The organism is Eubacterium sp. AM05-23, assembly GCF_003477535.1.
Classification (GTDB): Bacteria; Bacillota; Clostridia; order Eubacteriales; family Eubacteriaceae; genus Eubacterium; species Eubacterium maltosivorans.
On the sequence record NZ_QUDF01000012.1, the window covers coordinates 30,888 to 48,075 of the forward strand.

The 17,188-nt window shown below is 34.3% G+C and carries 16 protein-coding genes; 13 read left to right on the plus strand and 3 right to left on the minus strand.

The genetic code is table 11. From position 1 onward, the window contains the following. Positions 1-741 precede the first annotated feature (741 nt). The 10 genes from DW091_RS15410 to DW091_RS15455 all read left to right on the plus strand — a co-directional run bounded on the left by DW091_RS15410 (position 742) and on the right by DW091_RS15455 (position 12,181). On the plus strand, positions 742-1,716 hold the full coding sequence (locus DW091_RS15410) for a glycosyltransferase family 2 protein (protein WP_118518609.1): 975 nt from the start codon (positions 742-744) through the stop codon (positions 1,714-1,716). Between the two features lie 79 nt (positions 1,717-1,795). Continuing rightward, the gene (locus DW091_RS15415) at positions 1,796-2,653 is read left to right on the plus strand and encodes a glycosyltransferase family 2 protein (protein WP_118518610.1); all 858 of its coding nucleotides are present in this window, start codon (positions 1,796-1,798) and stop codon (positions 2,651-2,653) included. A 21-nt stretch (positions 2,654-2,674) separates the two neighbouring features. Beyond that, positions 2,675-4,072 (plus strand): undecaprenyl-phosphate glucose phosphotransferase, encoded by a 1,398-nt coding sequence (locus DW091_RS15420; protein ID WP_118518611.1) that lies wholly within the window; start codon positions 2,675-2,677, stop codon positions 4,070-4,072. 11 nt (positions 4,073-4,083) lie between these two features. Further along, a complete protein-coding gene (locus tag DW091_RS15425; RefSeq protein WP_118518612.1) occupies positions 4,084-4,803 on the plus strand; it encodes a glycosyltransferase family 2 protein in 720 nt (239 codons plus the stop codon). Then, the gene (locus tag DW091_RS15430) at positions 4,800-5,174 is read left to right on the plus strand and encodes a DUF2304 domain-containing protein (protein WP_118518613.1); all 375 of its coding nucleotides are present in this window, start codon (positions 4,800-4,802) and stop codon (positions 5,172-5,174) included. The genes DW091_RS15425 and DW091_RS15430 overlap by 4 nt, the downstream gene beginning before the upstream one ends. 66 nt (positions 5,175-5,240) lie before the next feature. Next, on the plus strand, positions 5,241-7,376 hold the full coding sequence (locus tag DW091_RS15435) for a hypothetical protein (RefSeq protein WP_118518614.1): 2,136 nt from the start codon (positions 5,241-5,243) through the stop codon (positions 7,374-7,376). A 172-nt stretch (positions 7,377-7,548) separates the two neighbouring features. Beyond that, positions 7,549-7,902, plus strand: coding sequence for an EamA family transporter (locus tag DW091_RS15440; RefSeq protein ID WP_158577916.1), 354 nt, complete (start codon positions 7,549-7,551; stop codon positions 7,900-7,902). 66 nt (positions 7,903-7,968) lie between these two features. After that, positions 7,969-9,111, plus strand: a complete 1,143-nt coding sequence (locus DW091_RS15445) for a glycosyltransferase family 4 protein (RefSeq protein ID WP_118518616.1) — start codon at positions 7,969-7,971, stop codon at positions 9,109-9,111. Positions 9,112-9,487: 376 nt separating this feature from the next. Further along, entirely contained in the window at positions 9,488-11,017 is a 1,530-nt protein-coding gene (locus DW091_RS15450; RefSeq protein ID WP_118518617.1) for a glycosyltransferase family 39 protein, read from the plus strand. A gap of 210 nt (positions 11,018-11,227) precedes the next feature. After that, entirely contained in the window at positions 11,228-12,181 is a 954-nt protein-coding gene (locus tag DW091_RS15455; RefSeq protein WP_118518618.1) for a glycosyltransferase family 2 protein, read from the plus strand. 18 nt (positions 12,182-12,199) lie between these two features. Here the strand turns inward: DW091_RS15455 and DW091_RS15460 are convergent, their stop codons facing one another. Genes DW091_RS15460 through DW091_RS20605 form a run of 3 tightly spaced genes read right to left on the minus strand, consistent with a single transcriptional unit; the run spans position 12,200 to position 13,843 of the window. Beyond that, positions 12,200-12,604 carry a GtrA family protein gene (locus DW091_RS15460; RefSeq protein ID WP_118518619.1) on the minus strand — a complete coding sequence of 135 codons (405 nt, stop codon included), beginning with the start codon at positions 12,602-12,604 and terminating at the stop codon, positions 12,200-12,202. A 25-nt stretch (positions 12,605-12,629) separates the two neighbouring features. Then, on the minus strand, positions 12,630-13,604 hold the full coding sequence (locus DW091_RS15465; protein WP_224168818.1) for an LCP family protein: 975 nt from the start codon (positions 13,602-13,604) through the stop codon (positions 12,630-12,632). Between the two features lie 11 nt (positions 13,605-13,615). Then, on the minus strand, positions 13,616-13,843 hold the full coding sequence (locus DW091_RS20605) for a hypothetical protein (RefSeq protein WP_224168819.1): 228 nt from the start codon (positions 13,841-13,843) through the stop codon (positions 13,616-13,618). A 239-nt stretch (positions 13,844-14,082) separates the two neighbouring features. Between DW091_RS20605 and DW091_RS15470 the strand changes: the two genes are divergently transcribed. The 3 genes from DW091_RS15470 to DW091_RS15480 all read left to right on the plus strand — a co-directional run bounded on the left by DW091_RS15470 (position 14,083) and on the right by DW091_RS15480 (position 17,188). Next, entirely contained in the window at positions 14,083-14,649 is a 567-nt protein-coding gene (locus DW091_RS15470; RefSeq protein WP_118518621.1) for a hypothetical protein, read from the plus strand. Between the two features lie 4 nt (positions 14,650-14,653). Next, positions 14,654-16,174 (plus strand): hypothetical protein, encoded by a 1,521-nt coding sequence (locus DW091_RS15475; protein WP_118518622.1) that lies wholly within the window; start codon positions 14,654-14,656, stop codon positions 16,172-16,174. 234 nt (positions 16,175-16,408) lie between these two features. Beyond that, positions 16,409-17,188, plus strand: a complete 780-nt coding sequence (locus DW091_RS15480; protein WP_118518623.1) for a transporter substrate-binding domain-containing protein — start codon at positions 16,409-16,411, stop codon at positions 17,186-17,188.

The window sequence follows — 17,188 nt, forward strand, 5'->3', positions numbered from 1 at the left end:
AATCAAAAGGCATTGTTAAGTATTTTTTTGAAACTATTTTTGAGATGAAAAAGGTTTAAGGTAATTTTATTGTTTTCAACCTGTGGATAACTCTGCACTCAGGAATAAGTATATATATAATAATATATTATTTATAATATTATTAATGGCGGACATCTGTGACCGCGATCTTGCCGCTATTTTGGCGATTTTGGCATTATCGCGGACAGATCTGTCCGCTTTATAATTTTTGACGCCAGTTATCCACAAAATCCTGGAAAATAAAAATACATTCAAAATACCTGAATTAAGACGAGTGAGAATCGAAAAGGAACGGAATCATTAATAGAAGATAAAAATCGCTGAAATGCATGTTTATGTTTGAAATTTGATGATGCATGGTTATGGGTTAACATACAAATGATAAAGATCAGTAAAAGATCAAGAATCATCATCACAGATTTTAAAAACAAGGGGAACTGTTTTTCGAAACAGCAGAAAGCAGGAAGCGGTCCCCTTTATTAATATATAATAATATATAAAAATTATAATGTTATAGTTATTTATGTCGACACAGGCGTCGGTGAATCTGCGTCCATTTTCACTTTTTTGCTCAAATTGTCGACATATATGACGGTTACGCCTGTGGATAACTTTTTATCCACAGGCAAAAAATAAAACTTATTACACTAAAAATATCCATTTAGAATTTTATTGCATCCTTCATTTATCTAGGATATGATAATACCATGGAGAATGTATATGAGTAAAGAAATATCAGTTGTTATCCCTAATTTTAACGGGGAAGCGTTTTTGGAAAATTGCCTCAATAGTTTGGAAGAGCAGTCTTTCAAAGATTTTGAGATCATCATTGTTGATGACTGTTCAACCGACGATAGTCTGACGATTTTAAAAAATCATCCGGAGATTCGGCTGATCCTTAATGAAAAAAATTCTGGATTTGCGGTTTCCGTGAACAATGGCATTCGCGCTGCCAAGGGCAGGTATGTGCTGCTGTTAAACAATGATGTGGTGGTGGCAGATGATTTTGTTGAAAAGCTCCATCAGGCCATTGACAAGGATGAACGGATATTTTCCGTTTCTTCACGGATGATTCGCTATTATGAACGCGATAAAATTGATGATACCGGAGATTTTTATAATGTCCTGGGCTGGGCTTATAAACGAGGTGATGGGAAGAGCGTTTCCCGATTATTGAAGCCAACCAGTGTTTTTAGTACCTGCGCTGGCGCCGGCATTTACAGAAAAAGTATTTTTGATGCGATCGGCTTGTTTGATGAGCATTATTTTGCTTACCTTGAGGATGTGGATGTCTCTTATCGAGGACGTATTTACGGATATAAGAATCGTTATGAGCCATCTGCTATCTGCTATCATATCGGCAGCGCGACAACGGCGGATGGCAATAAGTATTCAGAATTTAAGGTTAAAATTTCGGCCAGGAATAACATCTATACTGCTTATAAAAATATGCCTTTTTTACAGCTGGTGATAAATTTTATTTTTTTAGCGTTGGGTTTTTTAATTAAAGGCGCAATGTTTTCTGTGTCGGGATATGGAAAGACTTATTGGTCTGGTATTAAAGAAGCGCTTTTAAGTTTAAATAAAGTTCGGAAAACACCCTTCAAAATGCGCCATATTCTTAACTATATCAAGATAGAGGGGATGTTATTCTGGAATGTATTCCGGTATTTATTTGAAAAAATATCGAAGTAAGGCAATTGGAAGATGCAAATTTGTTACATTTATGATATACTGTTAAAATTGACAAGAAGTATGTACGAATGGAGCATTTATGGATTTATCGATTATTATTGTTAATTATAAAACAGAAGAATTGACCACTAATTGTCTGGCTTCAGTGTATGAGAGCCATTTGCAGGAGGTCGACCTTGAGGTGATCGTCGTGGACAATGCTTCTTGTGACGGCAGTATCGAAGCCATTGAAAGGAAGTTTCCACAGGTGAGTATCATTAAAAACAAAGAAAACCTGGGCTTTTCAAAGGCGAACAATATTGGAATTCACAAAGCAAAGGGAGATTATATTCTTCTGTTAAATTCAGATACAATCGTCGAGCCGAATACACTTAAAAAGTCATTGGAGTTTATAAAAGCGAGACCGCAGGTGGGAGCGTTAGGATGCAAGGTACTTCTGGAAAACGGCCAGTTAGATGCGGCGTGCAAGAGAAGCTTTCCGACACCGGCTAACGGCTTATACCATTCGCTTAAGCTGGATAAACGCTTTCCCAAAAGCCAGCGGTTTGGTGAATACAATTTAACCTTTGTTAATCCAGATAAAATATGTTCAGTTGACTGCGTGATGGGGGCGTTTATGCTTGTTCCCCGGAGTGTGATCGACCGTGTCGGACTGCTGGACGAGGACTATTTTATGTATGGTGAGGATATTGACTGGTGCTACCGCATTAAGCAGGCTGGATATCAGATCATTTATTATCCGGAGGTACGCATATTTCATTATAAAAAGGCCAGTGGGATCGGAAAACGTAATCCTAAGGTAATCAAAGCATTTTATGATTCTATGATTATTTTTTATAACAAACATTACCAGGGAAAATACAGTAAAATTACGACGGGTACGGTATTTCTCGGGACTAAAATAATGAAAAAAATTGCGTTAGCAAAAAACCGATAATCTTAAAAGGAGATAGAAGCTATGATAAAAAGTAATCAACATTTTTTTAATTTTCTGCTGGTTGTTTTTGATGCTGTTGTCGTCAGCGGCGCGCTTCTTCTGGCCTGGTATATTCGGTTTGTCTCCCCGTTTTTTACGGATGGTGTGCGCACAATGCATTTCGAGGCTTATGCTGGCCTGCTGATTTTTATCATACCTGTCTACCTGACTTTGTTTCTTATTTTTGGCTTGTATAAACCGTATCGAAAGCAGCGCTTTTTTAAAGAGTGCCAGGAAATTATATTGTCCAATATAATTGGGATTTTAATTGTAATGGCAGTTTTATATACAGAGAAGAGCATTCACTTTTCAAGGTATATGCTCGGGCTCTTTTTTCTGTTCTCCATTGTAATCATGTCTTTGGAGCGGGGCACCATTCGAAAAATACTTCGAATGATGCGTGAGCGCGGTTACAACATTAAGTATATTATCATCGTGGGAGCTGGTGCCCTGGGACAGGCTTTTGCGGATAAAGTATTAGGAGACCGGCAGCTTGGCTACAAAATTTGCGGCTACGTTGACGATTATTATCCGAAGAGTGATAAAAATGGTTTACCTATTTTGGGAACCACAAAAGAAATGAATGATATACTGGAAGAATTTCGTGTGGATGAAGTCATTATTGCGCTGCCAAATACCAGCTTTAAGCGCATCAATGATGTGATCGACAAATGTGAGTATCAGGGTATAAAAACACAGGTTATCCCAGATTATTTTAATCTGGTTCAGGGCTCCAGACCAGCTTTTGATGAGCTCGATGGCATCCCATTGATCAATACGCGGTATATACCGCTGGATGAGCCCTTTAATAAGTTTGTCAAAAGGGCGCTGGATATTCTTTTGTCCGGTACGTTTTTAATCGTCTTTTCATGGCTTTATCTGATTTTAGCGATTCTAGTTAAGGTAACCTCTCCAGGACCGATTATTTATAAGCAGATCCGCGTGGGCATGAACCGGAAGGAATTTTATATCTATAAATTCCGATCAATGCGAAATGATATTCCAGAAAAAGGCGATAAGCTTTGGACTACTGAGGATGACCCGAGAAAGACGAAATTTGGCTCCTTTATCCGGAAAACAAGTTTGGATGAGATTCCACAGTTTTTTAACGTGTTAAAGGGCGATATGAGTATTATCGGCCCGAGACCAGAGCGGCCGTTTTATGTGCAGCAGTTTAAAGATGAAGTGCCCAAGTATATGATTAAGCATCATGTAAGGCCGGGAATTACCGGCTGGGCACAGGTAAACGGCTGGCGCGGGGATACTTCGATTGTAGAGCGGATCAACTGCGATATTGAGTATATTGAGAAGTGGTCGCTATGGCTGGATGTGAAGGTGTTTTTTATGACGTTTGGGGCATTGATTAAGAATGCTTATTAAGAGAGGTTTTAATGAAAGTATTAGTGATTATTCCGGCTTATAATGAAGAAGATTCAATAGAGTTTGTTATTAGTAAGTTGAAAAAGTATAAAAATGATTGGAAATTTGATTTAGATTATATTATAGTTAATGATTGCTCTACTGATAAAACCGAGGACATTTGTAGAAAAAATAATTTTAATTATATTAGCTTGCCTGTTAATTTAGGTATAGGAGGTGGGGTTCAGACTGGATATAAATATGCAGTAGAAAATCATTATGATGTAGCAATTCAAATGGATGGAGATGGACAACATGATCCAAAGTATATTAAGGATCTGGTTGAGGAGATAGTAACCAATAAAGTAGATATGGTAATTGGATCAAGGTTTATCACAAATAAAGGATTTCAATCATCAAAGATGCGACGTTTTGGAATAAATTTTTTGAAACATCTAATTAGATTTTGTTGTGGTAAAAGTATTAATGACACAACCAGTGGATTTAGAGCAACTTCTAAACCATTAACAACCCTTTTTTCCCAATGTTATGCACAGGATTATCCTGAACCAGAAGCAATTATTACAGCAGTATTAAATGGTTTCAAAATAAAGGAGATTCCTGTGATTATGTATGAGCGTAGTGGAGGAGAGTCTTCTATTAAAGTTATGCAGACTGTCTATTATATGATAAAAGTTTCACTTGCCATTATAATATATAGGATGGGATTTAAAAAAGGAGTCAAACGATGAGTCTAAATTTAAGAGTTTTTTTAACACTAGGAGTTTTGATATATTTGATTGTTATCATACATTTGTTGCAAAAAAGAAAATTGAATTTAAAGTATTCTTTGATCTGGTTGTTTTCTGGTGTAGTAATGCTAATGGTTTCTGTATTTCCTGAGATTATATACAAAATTTCAAATATTATTGGGGTATATGATGCAACAAATGCTGTCTTTATGATTGAGGGAATATTTGTTCTGTTGATTTTATTATCTATAACCTCTATTGTTTCAAATTTAAATGAGCGAAATAGAAAATTAGTTCAGAAATACGCAATGCTAGAAAAAAAGGTCAAAGATTTAAAAAAAGAAATCGATTATATTAAAAAAGAAGAATGAGAAAATATATTTATTTAGATATTTAAATTACTATATTCAAAAAAATATCTGGGGGCATAAAATTGCATGAGTTTAGGAATAGATTTTGTAAAAAAAAATAAAAGTAAAATTGTAATTGTAGTTCTGCTGGCCATTATCTTTGCATTTTTAAGTGTACAAGTTTTGTCAAATAAAGTAAATTCTATTGCAGAATTATTTTTTGCAGAGTTCACGGGATTATTTATTTCTCGATTTATATTGTTTTTTCTTTTGTTTGTCTTTTTGGGAGTGCACTGGTTAATTCCATTAAAAAGTTTATATAATTGGATGTTTAATAAAAGATATTGGATCGCGTTAGTTATATTGTTGTTTATGACTGTGAATCAGTACCACGGTTCCTCAATCGCATGTTTTGATCAATATATACAGCCAGGTCAGGGATCAGAATTTGTTGAGCCAGTACTTGGTAGCCCGAGAGGAATAAGAAGCGATGAGTGGCTTGGATCTACTCCAAATCGTTTATCTGCCCAATATGGGGAAGATGCGTATTCAAAATATAATTATGTCATGCGTGGAACACAAACACCTAATATGATACTTAGCGTCAATATGTTTTGTAATTATTCCTCATTGACTAATCCATTTACTTTTGCCGTTTTTCTATTTGGACAAGCATATGGTCAAAGTATAATGTGGTATGGCACATTACTTTTGACATTTCTGGTATCAATAGAAATGTGTATGATTATTTCGCGAAAGAATAAATTAGTATCTGTTATGGGAGCAACTTTGATTGTTTTTTCAGGTTACTATCAATGGTGGAGTTTTGCATCTTGGATTTTGGGAGCTCAATCATCAGTAGTTTGCGGTTACTATTTTATTCAAACTAATAATAAAAAAAACAAGATATTGTTAGGTGTAGGATTGGGATTGTCTTTGTCTTATTTTATAAGTCTTTTATATCCCGCTTGGCAAGTACCAACCAGTTATTTGTTTTTAGGAATTATTGTCTGGATTCTTTATGAAAATGTGGAAAAAATTAAAAATTTAGATAAAATAGATTGGTTGATTTTAGCAGGAAGCTTTGCTTTTGCGGCATCGATTGTTATTATTTATTTGTATGTGAGTAAAGATTATACCCATGGCATTATGAATACTGTATATCCTGGAAAGAGAATCTCGGGAGGAGGAGGAGAAGGCACCATAAACAAAGTCTTTTGGTGGTTTTACAACCCTTTATTTGTGTTTCCCGGAAAAACATTTAATAATCCTAGCGAAGCTGGAGCTTTTATGACGTTCTTCCCTATTCCGTTGATTTTATCTATATGGTATTTATTAAAAGAAAAAAAGAAAGATTTTCTTGTTATTGTACTTATAATTATTACTTTGTTTTTAGGATCATATGTTGCGCTTGGTTGGCCAGAATTAATAGCAAAATTTACACTGATGTCTTATAGTACTTCAGAACGAGCGGTAGATATTTTAATGTTTTCACAATTATATTTGTTGGTAGCAGTTTTATCTAGATTCGAAAAACAAAGAAAAATGCCTAATTTCCTTGCGATTGCTATAATTGGAATGTTCTTACCAATATACATAATACTAAATTTAGAAAAATTCCCTGAGGTAGGAATACCGGCAAAATATATAGTAGTAATTAGTTTTCTATTTTGTATCTTTTGCTTTGGTATAATGGTTGAAATATCAAAAAAAATGAAAAAGAATATTATTATTGGTATAACTACTCTTGCTTTTTTGACTGGAATCTTTGTGCACCCTATACAAAAAGGGTTTGATGCTATTTATTCAAAACCACTTGCGAAAGAGATTCAAACTATTGTGGAAAAAGATAAAAATAGAAAATGGGTTTCGGTAGGTAAAACGATCGTTCCACAACAGTTTTTGATTGCGTGTGGTGCACCTACGATTAACTCAGTAAATATGATGCCCAATTTAGAATTGTGGAATAAACTAGACCCTAGAAAAAAATATAATGAAGTTTATAATCGTTTTGCCCATGTACAAGTTGAGTTCACTTATGATGATACTTTTTTTGAGCTAATCGGTCTGGATACTTTTTTATTGCATTTATCATATAAAGATATTGATAAGGCAGAAATATCATATATTTATTCAAATGGACCAGTTGATAGTAATGAGTATGTCTCAGTAAAGGAGCTATATCAAGAAGGAAACAATTACATTTACGAAATTATAGACTGAGATCTAAAAGTATAAGGTATTAAAGAATAATATTTAATAATAAAATAAAAAATTGCATTATTAATTTTTAAAAACACTGAGCTAAGACATATTTATATATCTGAAAATTGTATAAATATAGTTAAAATATTTATAGTAAAATATAGTGTTAAAAAATTTAATGGGGGTAAAAATGATATATTTATTAATATTTTCTTATTTGTGTTGTAGTGTGGGAGGGTTAATACTTGTTAAATTTGGAGCTGAAAACAATAATTTTATTTTTAATTCAAGCTTTTTTAGTTTATCATTGTCATATACAACACTGATAGGACTTTGTCTATATATTGTTAGTTTTTTAATGTGGATTATTGTAGTACAAAAATTTAATTTAAGTTTTATTCAACCTATTACATCTGGTTTATCTTATATATTAATTATTTGTGCATCTATTTTTATTTTGAAAGAGAGTATCTCACGTTTTCAATGGATTGGATTGATTTTTATTTTGGTGGGAGTTGTATTTATGAATCTAAAAACAAATTAAAGCAATATTTTTTATTTGTGGTTTGCTTTAAAATTGTAAAAATTTCTAAATTTGAAAGGTTATATAATGAAAAAGTATATTATTTATAGTGCATTGTATTATCCGAATTTAGGTGGCGTGGAAAATTATACGTATCATCTTTCAAAAGAGTTATTAAAAATGGGACATCGGGTAACTTTGGTAACATCTAATGTTTTTAATTTACCGACTAACGAGGTTATTGATGGATTGGAGATCTATCGGTTGCCTTGTTTTAACCTTTTGGACGGAAGATTTCCTGTATTAAAATACAATAAAATTTGCAAGCAAATAACTAAAAAGCTATTACAAGAGAAATTTGATTTAGCAATAATAAACACGCGGTTTTATATTCATTCTTTATATGCAGCAAAAATTTCGAGGAAAAGCAATACAAAATCCATTGTGATCGAACACGGAGCAACGCATTTTTCAATTAGTAGCCCCTTTTGGGACAGAGTAGGGCATATATATGAGCATATCGAAACTAATATTTTAAAATTCTTATGCAAAAATTATTATGGAGTATCAATAAAAAGTTGTGAATGGATTAAACACTTTGGGATTGTTCCAAAAGGCATTTTATATGATGCGGTGGATTTTAAATATATAGAAGAATGTTTAAAAAAAACTAACAACCAGGTTGATTATAGAGAAAAATTAGATTTAAAATGTGATGATCATATTATAGCATTTGTTGGACGTTTGATTACGCAAAAAGGCATTATTCAGTTGGTTGAAGCAGCTAAAATAATTCAAGACAAGTATCCAAATTGGAAAATAGTAATAGCTGGCGATGGTCCATTGATGAGTACTTTAATAGAAAAACAGTCTAAGAATACTCTTTTACTTGGAAAAATTGAACATAAGGATGTGATCTCTCTTTTAAATCAATCAGATATTTTTTGTTTACCTTCTGATGAAGAAGGGTTTTGTTTAGCGGCAGTGGAAGCAATTGCAACTAAAACCTACATAGTCTCTACGAATGTCGGAATTATTTCTGAAATAGTGAACAATGATCAATTTGGAACAATTATACCAACAAACTCTACAGATGAAATTATTAAGGGATTGGAGGGTGCAATATGCAATAATAATAGAGAAAAAGTAATCGAGAACGCATATAAAAGATTAATTTCAATGGGGCTTTCATGGGAAGAATTAGCTAAAAAAATAGAAAAAATAGTTTAGAATTATTATTATATATGGCCAATATATTGATTGTTTATTAATAACATTACGTTAGGGCTCTATTCTGAATTTAAGAAGCTATCATCCTTTTGTAAAGTTTGTGACAAAACTAGAAATTTCAATTTTAGTATTACTTGATATGCTGGTCATGGAATAAATCTCTTTGATGGGAAGTGCTTCTTGACAATTTAATTAAACCATCAATCGCAGATTGGTAATATTTTTATGGGTTTAAAATACTGGTTTTCAAAATTCAAAAATCAAACAGTGTAGGAAGTTTTGAGATAATTAGGAAAATAATATGATTTTTAACTTTGATGTAACTATGTAATATCAAGAAGCGACCTTAAAATTATTTTTTTATGCTTATAGAGGTATGATGAACAATAAAAGTAAAACAAAAAAACATATATGTTTAAAAATATTTAGATATTTTATTTATATATTACTGATTTTTATTATGTTTTTTTTGCTAATTAAGTCTTTAATATCGACAGCGACAGTAAAAGAAGGGGTTTATGAAATAGTATATTATAATTCAGATAATTATCTGGTTAATGTTTTAATACTCATTCTTTACATATCAGCGTGTTTTATATTATATCCGATATTAGAAAGAATAAAATTAAAATATATAACATTATTTATTTTCTGTGTGACTGTTTTAATGGGGGTAATTTGGGTAGTAAACGCTCAGATTGGATTGAATGGTGATTCAAGTTCTATTATTACTTCAGCATATCAATTTACTCAAGGAGATTATTCTGTTTTAACAAAATCATATTTCAAACATTATCCATTTCAATTGGGATTCACTATGGTTTGTCAGCTATTAATGACGATATTTTCTTGGAATGACAGTGCTATTCCGTTCGCGATTATTAATGTTATTTGTCTCGCATTAACGTATGTTGGGATTATTCTTCTTTCCGATACTGTTTTTAAAAAAGAGATAATTGCAAAATATTCTGGAGTTTTGTGTTTATTCTGTCTTACAGCCATTTTGTTCTGTACTTTTGTTTATGGTATTGTTATATCATTGATGTTTTCGGTATGGGGAATTTTTATTTACACAAAGTACAACCAAAAAAATAAAGTAGTATATTTATTTATTTCAGCTTTTTTACTAGGAGTGAGCTATTTAATAAAAACAAATGCCATGGTTGTAATTATTGCATTAATGATAATAAGTTTTATGCATGTGATAAATAAAAAAGATAAAAAATACTTAGTCTTCATTGCTATGGTTATTGTTTTATCCATGAGTTTAAAAATTATTACAATTCAAGTATACGAAAATAAAGTGAATACAAGCTTAAGTGATTCTGAACCGCTAATTGGTTGGTTAGCTATGGGGCTTCAAGAATCCGAGAGGGCACCCGGATGGTATAATGGATTCAATTATAATAATTTTGAAGCTTCGGGTTTAAACTCGAATGTTGCGAAAGAAAAAGCTTTTGAGGAAATAAAAAAATCATTGAGCAAGTTTATACACAATCCAGGTTATGCTACAAAATTTTTTGAGAGTAAAATATGTAGTCAATGGAATGAACCTACTTTTGAATCACTTTGGTTCGGACAATCACGGCCATCTTATGTTGAAAGACAGGGGATTTTTAAAATAGCATATGAGAATATAGATAACAACGGGTTTTATTATTATATGAATTTCTATCAGCAATTTATTTATCTGTTAACGCTTTTGTATTTCACCCTTAATATTAAAAATCATGATCTAAATCATATAATTATTCCATTAATAATTTTAGGAGGATTCACTTATCATGCCTTTTTTGAAGCCAAATCTCAATTTATATTCATTTATTTTCTATTAATGGTTCCTTTGGCAGCATCTGGAATAGTGAAATTACATTGTTTTAGTAAAAAAGTATTTAACAAAAGGTAAAAACACAGCATACTATGTTTCTAAATAATAAATAGTATACTTTAAAATACAATTAGTCCCAATTAAGTGTAGTATGTGTTTAAAAAAGAAAGTAAAGAAAAAGATGTTTTTAGTATCATTTATTGAGAGTTTCTAGGCGAGAATTTAATTTTGGAAAAAGATAGAATCGTTTTTTTAAATACAACAAATTTATGAAGGGGAATAAAGCAGATGGAAAATCCTAAAATATTATACTTTGTTATTCCATGTTACAATGAGGAAGAAGTACTAAATATAACCGCTGAAATTTTAAAGAAAAAAATAGAAAATTTACTTAAAAAAAATAAAATTTCTAAAAAAAGTCGAATTCTTTTTGTTAACGATGGTTCAAAAGATAAGACATGGTCAATTATCGAAGAATTATGTGCTAAAAATAGTGTTTTTCAAGGGATAAAGCTCTCTAGAAATGAAGGGCATCAAAATGCTGTTTTAGCGGGCTTAATGACAGCGAAAGAGTATTGTGATATGGCGATATCATTAGATGCAGATTTGCAGGATGACATTGATGTGATCGATCAATTTGTGGAAGAATATTATAAAGGAAATGACATTGTGTATGGCGTCCGAAGCAAAAGAGATACAGATACATTTTTTAAGCGTTTTTCTGCGGAAAGTTTCTATAAACTGTTAAAGATCTTTGGTGTTGAGATTGTATACAATCATGCGGATTACCGTCTGATGAGTAAACGGGCATTAGATGGCTTGGCCCAATTTAAAGAAGTTAATCTGTTTTTACGTGGCATAGTTCCTTTAATTGGTTATCCTTCATCAGTTGTCACATATGAACGGCACGAACGTTTTGCTGGAGAATCAAAGTATCCTTTAAAGAAGATGCTAGCTCTGGCTTTTGATGGTATTACGTCTTTTAGCATAAAACCAATTCGAATGATTTCAGTTGTTGGTGTCATATCATTTTTAGTAAGTATTGGAATTTTGATTTATTCACTAATTGTGAACTATTTAGGCAATACCATTACAGGTTGGACTTCATTAGCCTGTTCAATCTGGGCCCTTGGAGGGATTCAACTTTTAGCGATTGGTATCATTGGAGAGTATATAGGGAAAATTTATAATGAAACAAAAGAAAGACCTAAATATTTTATAGAAAGTTTTATCAAAAACTAAGGTTCATAGCGTTGGATTCTACCCCACCACTGCTTTCCTCTTTGCCACATAATTCCAAATCATAACAATAATCGTCGCAATAATTTTTGCTAGCATATAATAAATATGAATTTTTTCAACAAAAAACCACATTAAAATTTGATTGATGAACAGGCCAACGACACTAGATCCGACGAACAGCACAACGGATTTGGTGTCGTTTTGTTTAATCCCTTTAAATACCCAGAGAATACACATAAAATAATTTACAATAACAGAGACAGTGAAACTGATACCAGAAGAAACCAGATAGTTCACACCCAAAAATTCTGTTAATGCAAATAAAATACCATAATCGACTAAAAAACTTACACCGCCGGTAATGCCGAAACGAAAAATTTCGGCAAACCGGTCACTTTTTAAAAATGCTTTAATTTTTTCCAAACTTTAAATAAATCTCCTTATATTTCTACCACACATACTCAATCCCATCACTAATATCCTGCGCTGTCCCTGATGGCGTATAATCTGTCTCATAAACAAATTGATACCATTCTTTAATATTATCTATCAGGGTTACAGGGAATACATAAGATACATCGCCAAGCATGCCAGTATCAACATAACCTTCGGCTGGAATTTGTTCTTGATGGATGGCGTGATCCTTCATGAACATTACATTGCCGGCGTATTTGAGAATCTCTGTTTTGCTTAATGAGGTTTCAACATAGGGCATAACTTTTGTTAGCAAACTGTATTGTTCCAAGGGGTTTAAGTCCATTGCCTTAGCCATGACCTGTTCAAAAACCTTTCTCTGGCGAAGGGTTCGGTCGAAGTCTCCATTTCCAACATAGCGGACACGACAGTAGGCCAGTGCCTGGCTTCCGTCTACAACCTGCGCTCCTGTACCTTCAAGGAATGGAGAGTTTGTTTTCACTTTATCATTGACATCCATCAAATACTGATTAACCCAATAGAGCTCGTCTTCATTCTCAATATCAATGGTGACGCCGCCAACGGCGTTTACCATGGCAACCATGGCAGTAAAGTCAATGGTCACATAGTCGGTGATGGCGGTATCAAAATTCTGGTTGATGGTCTTAAGCGCCAAATCGGGACCACCAAAGGAATAGGCGGCGTTAAGCTTGTCATAACCATAATCTTTATTGATATATACGTAGGTATCCCGCATTAATGAGGTTATTTTCAGTTTATTGTGTTCGAAGTCGGCCGAAGCAATCATCATGGAGTCGGACCGGCTGCCATCCACATCGTCACGTCCGTCGACACCGAAGATCGCCACATTGACAATACGGTGGTTCAGGGCCATATTGGCGGCGTTTGAACTGATATTATATTGGGAGACCTTTCCGGTCAGATCTTTGTTTAAATTGCCAAATTTGATGACAGTAGCTGCATATGCCCCTGCTCCGATGAGCAGCACAAGAAGTAAAATTAATGCTTTCTTAAAAAATCCTCTTTTTTTCCTGCGTTTTTTGGGTAAAGTATCATTAGAATTGCGTCTCCGATCATCAATCCTCTGTGGGGGGCGGGATGAACGGGAAGAATTGCTTCTGGAACTTTGGCTCTGGGATGACCGGCTGCTTCCTGGTCGGCCTGAAGGGCGTGAAGCCGCCTTTTTTGAAGGAGAAGAGGGCCTTTCGCCACTTCTTCGGTTTCCAATAACGCTTTTGTTTCGTTTTTCCATTGGGACCTCTCAATTGCTAATTAAATACGTTTTTCTCTTTATGACTGTGTTATTATACCATAATAGAGAAAAATAATAAAATTTCAATGATATTTTTTGACAAAGACATTATACTTTTACTAAGAATTTTGTTATAATAGACTATGAATAAATATTAAACCTTAAAAAGCAGTGCCGAAAATGGTAATAGAAAGAAAATAGGGAGTGGACTTGTATGGATAAGAATACCCAGGATAGAGGACAATCTTTTGACCGTGTAGAGTCGCGTATTGAGCTTTTGGAAAAGCAGCTGATGGAAAAAGATGAGGAATTAAAAAAATTACTCAATGTGTCAAAGGACAAAGATGAGAAGATTGCGAAACTGCAGGAGGGTGTTGATGGAGAAACGAGGGACACGTTCGTGCCGGTGTTTAAGGAATCGTCCGAAGAGCAGGAGTGTCCGTGCGGCGATGATGAGCCGGAAAGTTATATCGATGACAGCGATATGCCTGACGGCTTAAAAAAGCAGATCAAGGTCATTGAAAAACGGGAACAGATGGTCAAGGAAATGTTGGATGTTCTTGAGGATGCTTTTGATGTGCTGAAACAGAGAAACGAAGCTTTGAACAAAAAAGAAGAGACCCTCAATCGAGAATACCTCAAGCTATTGGAAATTGAATCGATGTATAAGGGAACAGACAAGCTTGCAGATTCTTTAGGTTCGGTACTTCCATCCTTTGGTTTGAATGAGCAGAAGGATAAAAATACGGAAGCGGCTACCGAAGAAAATATTGAGGAGTGAAGATATGGCAGAAAAAAGTGAAAAATTAGGATTACTACTGCTTTTTGATTGTATTGCAGTTATTTTATCAACATACGGTGTTTTGTTACTCTTTCAATTTGTAAGCCACGATGTGGATACAAATGTCATGATTGTTTCCTGTTTCTTTGCGGGAATTAAAATTTTGATGATGGGTATTGGCGATATTACAGGTCTGTCGAAAAAATTGGTTATCGCGATCGTATTTATCGTCGCGGCAGACATTATCGTTTTTGGGATCAATTACTTTATGGCCTTCAGTATATCATCGAAATTATTGCTGATCACTGCAGTAGCAGACATTGTGATTATTCTGATCAGTCACTTAATCTGGGGAAAAGTATTTGGTGTTTCAGGACACAGCGAAAAAAAGGAACGAAAAGAATGGCTCAGTAACCGTGATGAAGACCAGGATGAAGAAGAATATGATGATATTTTTGAATCACTGGTTACAAAAGACGGTAACACAGATGAAATTGATACAGCAGCTGTAAATGCGGGGATTGAAGAGCCCGAGCCCTATGAGTATGAAGATGAAGAAGCTTTATTCGAGGAGGACGAAGAGTTCGAGGATGAAGCATTTGAAGATTTTGATGAAGAAGAGCTCTTTGAAGAATATGACGAAGACGAAATCGAAGAGGAATACTTTGAAGAAGTCGAGGAATCTATTGAGGAAGCTGACGAAGAAGAGGATGATGAGGACACTTATCTTGACGAAGAAGCCTTTAAGTCTCTTTTAATTAATGATGATGATCTGACTAACCTTGAGCCTGAGGAAGCTGACAGTGATGATGCTGAAGAGGCAGTCTCTGAGGAAGAACAGCCTGAAGAAGTTATTGCCGAAGAAGCTGAAATGGTTGAAGAAACAGAGGAAGAGCCAACCGTTGATGAAAAAGCTGCCGAGGCTGTTCAGGAGGAAGAAACGGGCGAAAATGAGGCTGTTTCAGTGGCCGATCTCTTCGGCGCCGGGACAGCTTCTGCTGATCAACTTGACAGCGCGATATCACCAGAGCAAAAAGAAGACTTTGCCGCCATCGAAGAACGGTTAGGCGCGCTCCTTACAGAGATTAATTCCTCAACAAAAGGAACGGAAAAGCTTCAGAAAACGGTCAGCGACTTTAAGCAGGAATTAGATAATTTAACGCCGATTACAACGGATACCGATATTCTGGAAACAGGAGATGTTATCCGCGATAAGCTTAAGACAATTATCGATAAGCAGTTTATCGTCGATGAGGTTTTGGATGACTTGATTCGCCTGTCTAAACAGATCAACAAACGGATTGATGATCTGGATACCATTGAAGCGGATCTTACCCGCCGTAAGGAAATTCTGGATCAGAAGGAGCTCATGTATATGAGCCGTAAGCCTGTTGAATTTGAGGATGTCGAGGTTCAGATTCTTCCGGATGAAGTAATGCTCGAGAGTGACGATTCTGAAATTATTATTGATCAGGGCGATCTTGAAGCGATCAAGCAGTATTTAAAAGAGCATCCTGATTTATAAAATTAATTATTAAGGAAAAGGCTGTTGGGAAAAATCCAGCAGCCTTTTGTTATCTTTGAAAAGATTTTGGGTAAAAATTTTAAAGAATTTTATGCTGAACTTAAGCTTGTTTTTTCAGATTTTAAGCAGTATAATTATTATTTACCCTGAGTAAGAGATTTTTTTTCGTTGCGTATTTCCAGAAAAAATGATATACTTTTAACAATAAGTATCTATAATCCAGGAGGAAAAGAAATGAAGAAACTCAAAATGTTTGGTATTTTGGCAATAGCCGCAGTAATGACTTTTTCTTTAGCTGCTTGTTCAAGTGGCGGAAGCTCAAGCGGAAGTGATGGAGCAAAAAAATATATCATTGCAACCGATACAACTTTTGCACCATTTGAATTTGAAGATGAATCCGGTAACCGTGTCGGTATCGATATGGATTTATTAAAGGCAATTGCTGAAGATCAGGGCTTTGAATATGAGCTGCAGCCACTTGGCTTTGATGCTGCTGTTACCGCTCTTGAATCAGGACAGGCTGATGGCGTTATCGCTGGTATGAGTATTACCGAAGAACGTCAGAAAAAATATGATTTCTCTGATCCTTATTTCGATTCAGGCGTTGGTATGGCTGTAAAATCTGACAATGACACCATTAAATCTTATGATGATTTAAGAGGAAAAAATGTTGCGGTTAAAAATGGCACTGAAGGCTCTAAATATGCCGAATCCATTAAAGACCAGTATGGTTTCACCATTACCTCTTTCCCGGAATCTGCAAATATGTATGAAGATGTTAAATCAGGTAACTCAGTAGCCTGCTTCGAAGATTATCCAGTATTAGGCTATGCGATCGCAAAGGGTCAGCCATTAAAATTAGTCGGTGATTTACAGGCTGGTAATTCTTATGGATTTGCGGTGCAGAAGGGTAAGAATGCTGAATTGCTTGAAATGTTCAACACTGGCTTAAAGAACATGAAAGACAATGGTAAATATCAGGAAATTTTAGATACTTACATCAAAACAAATTAA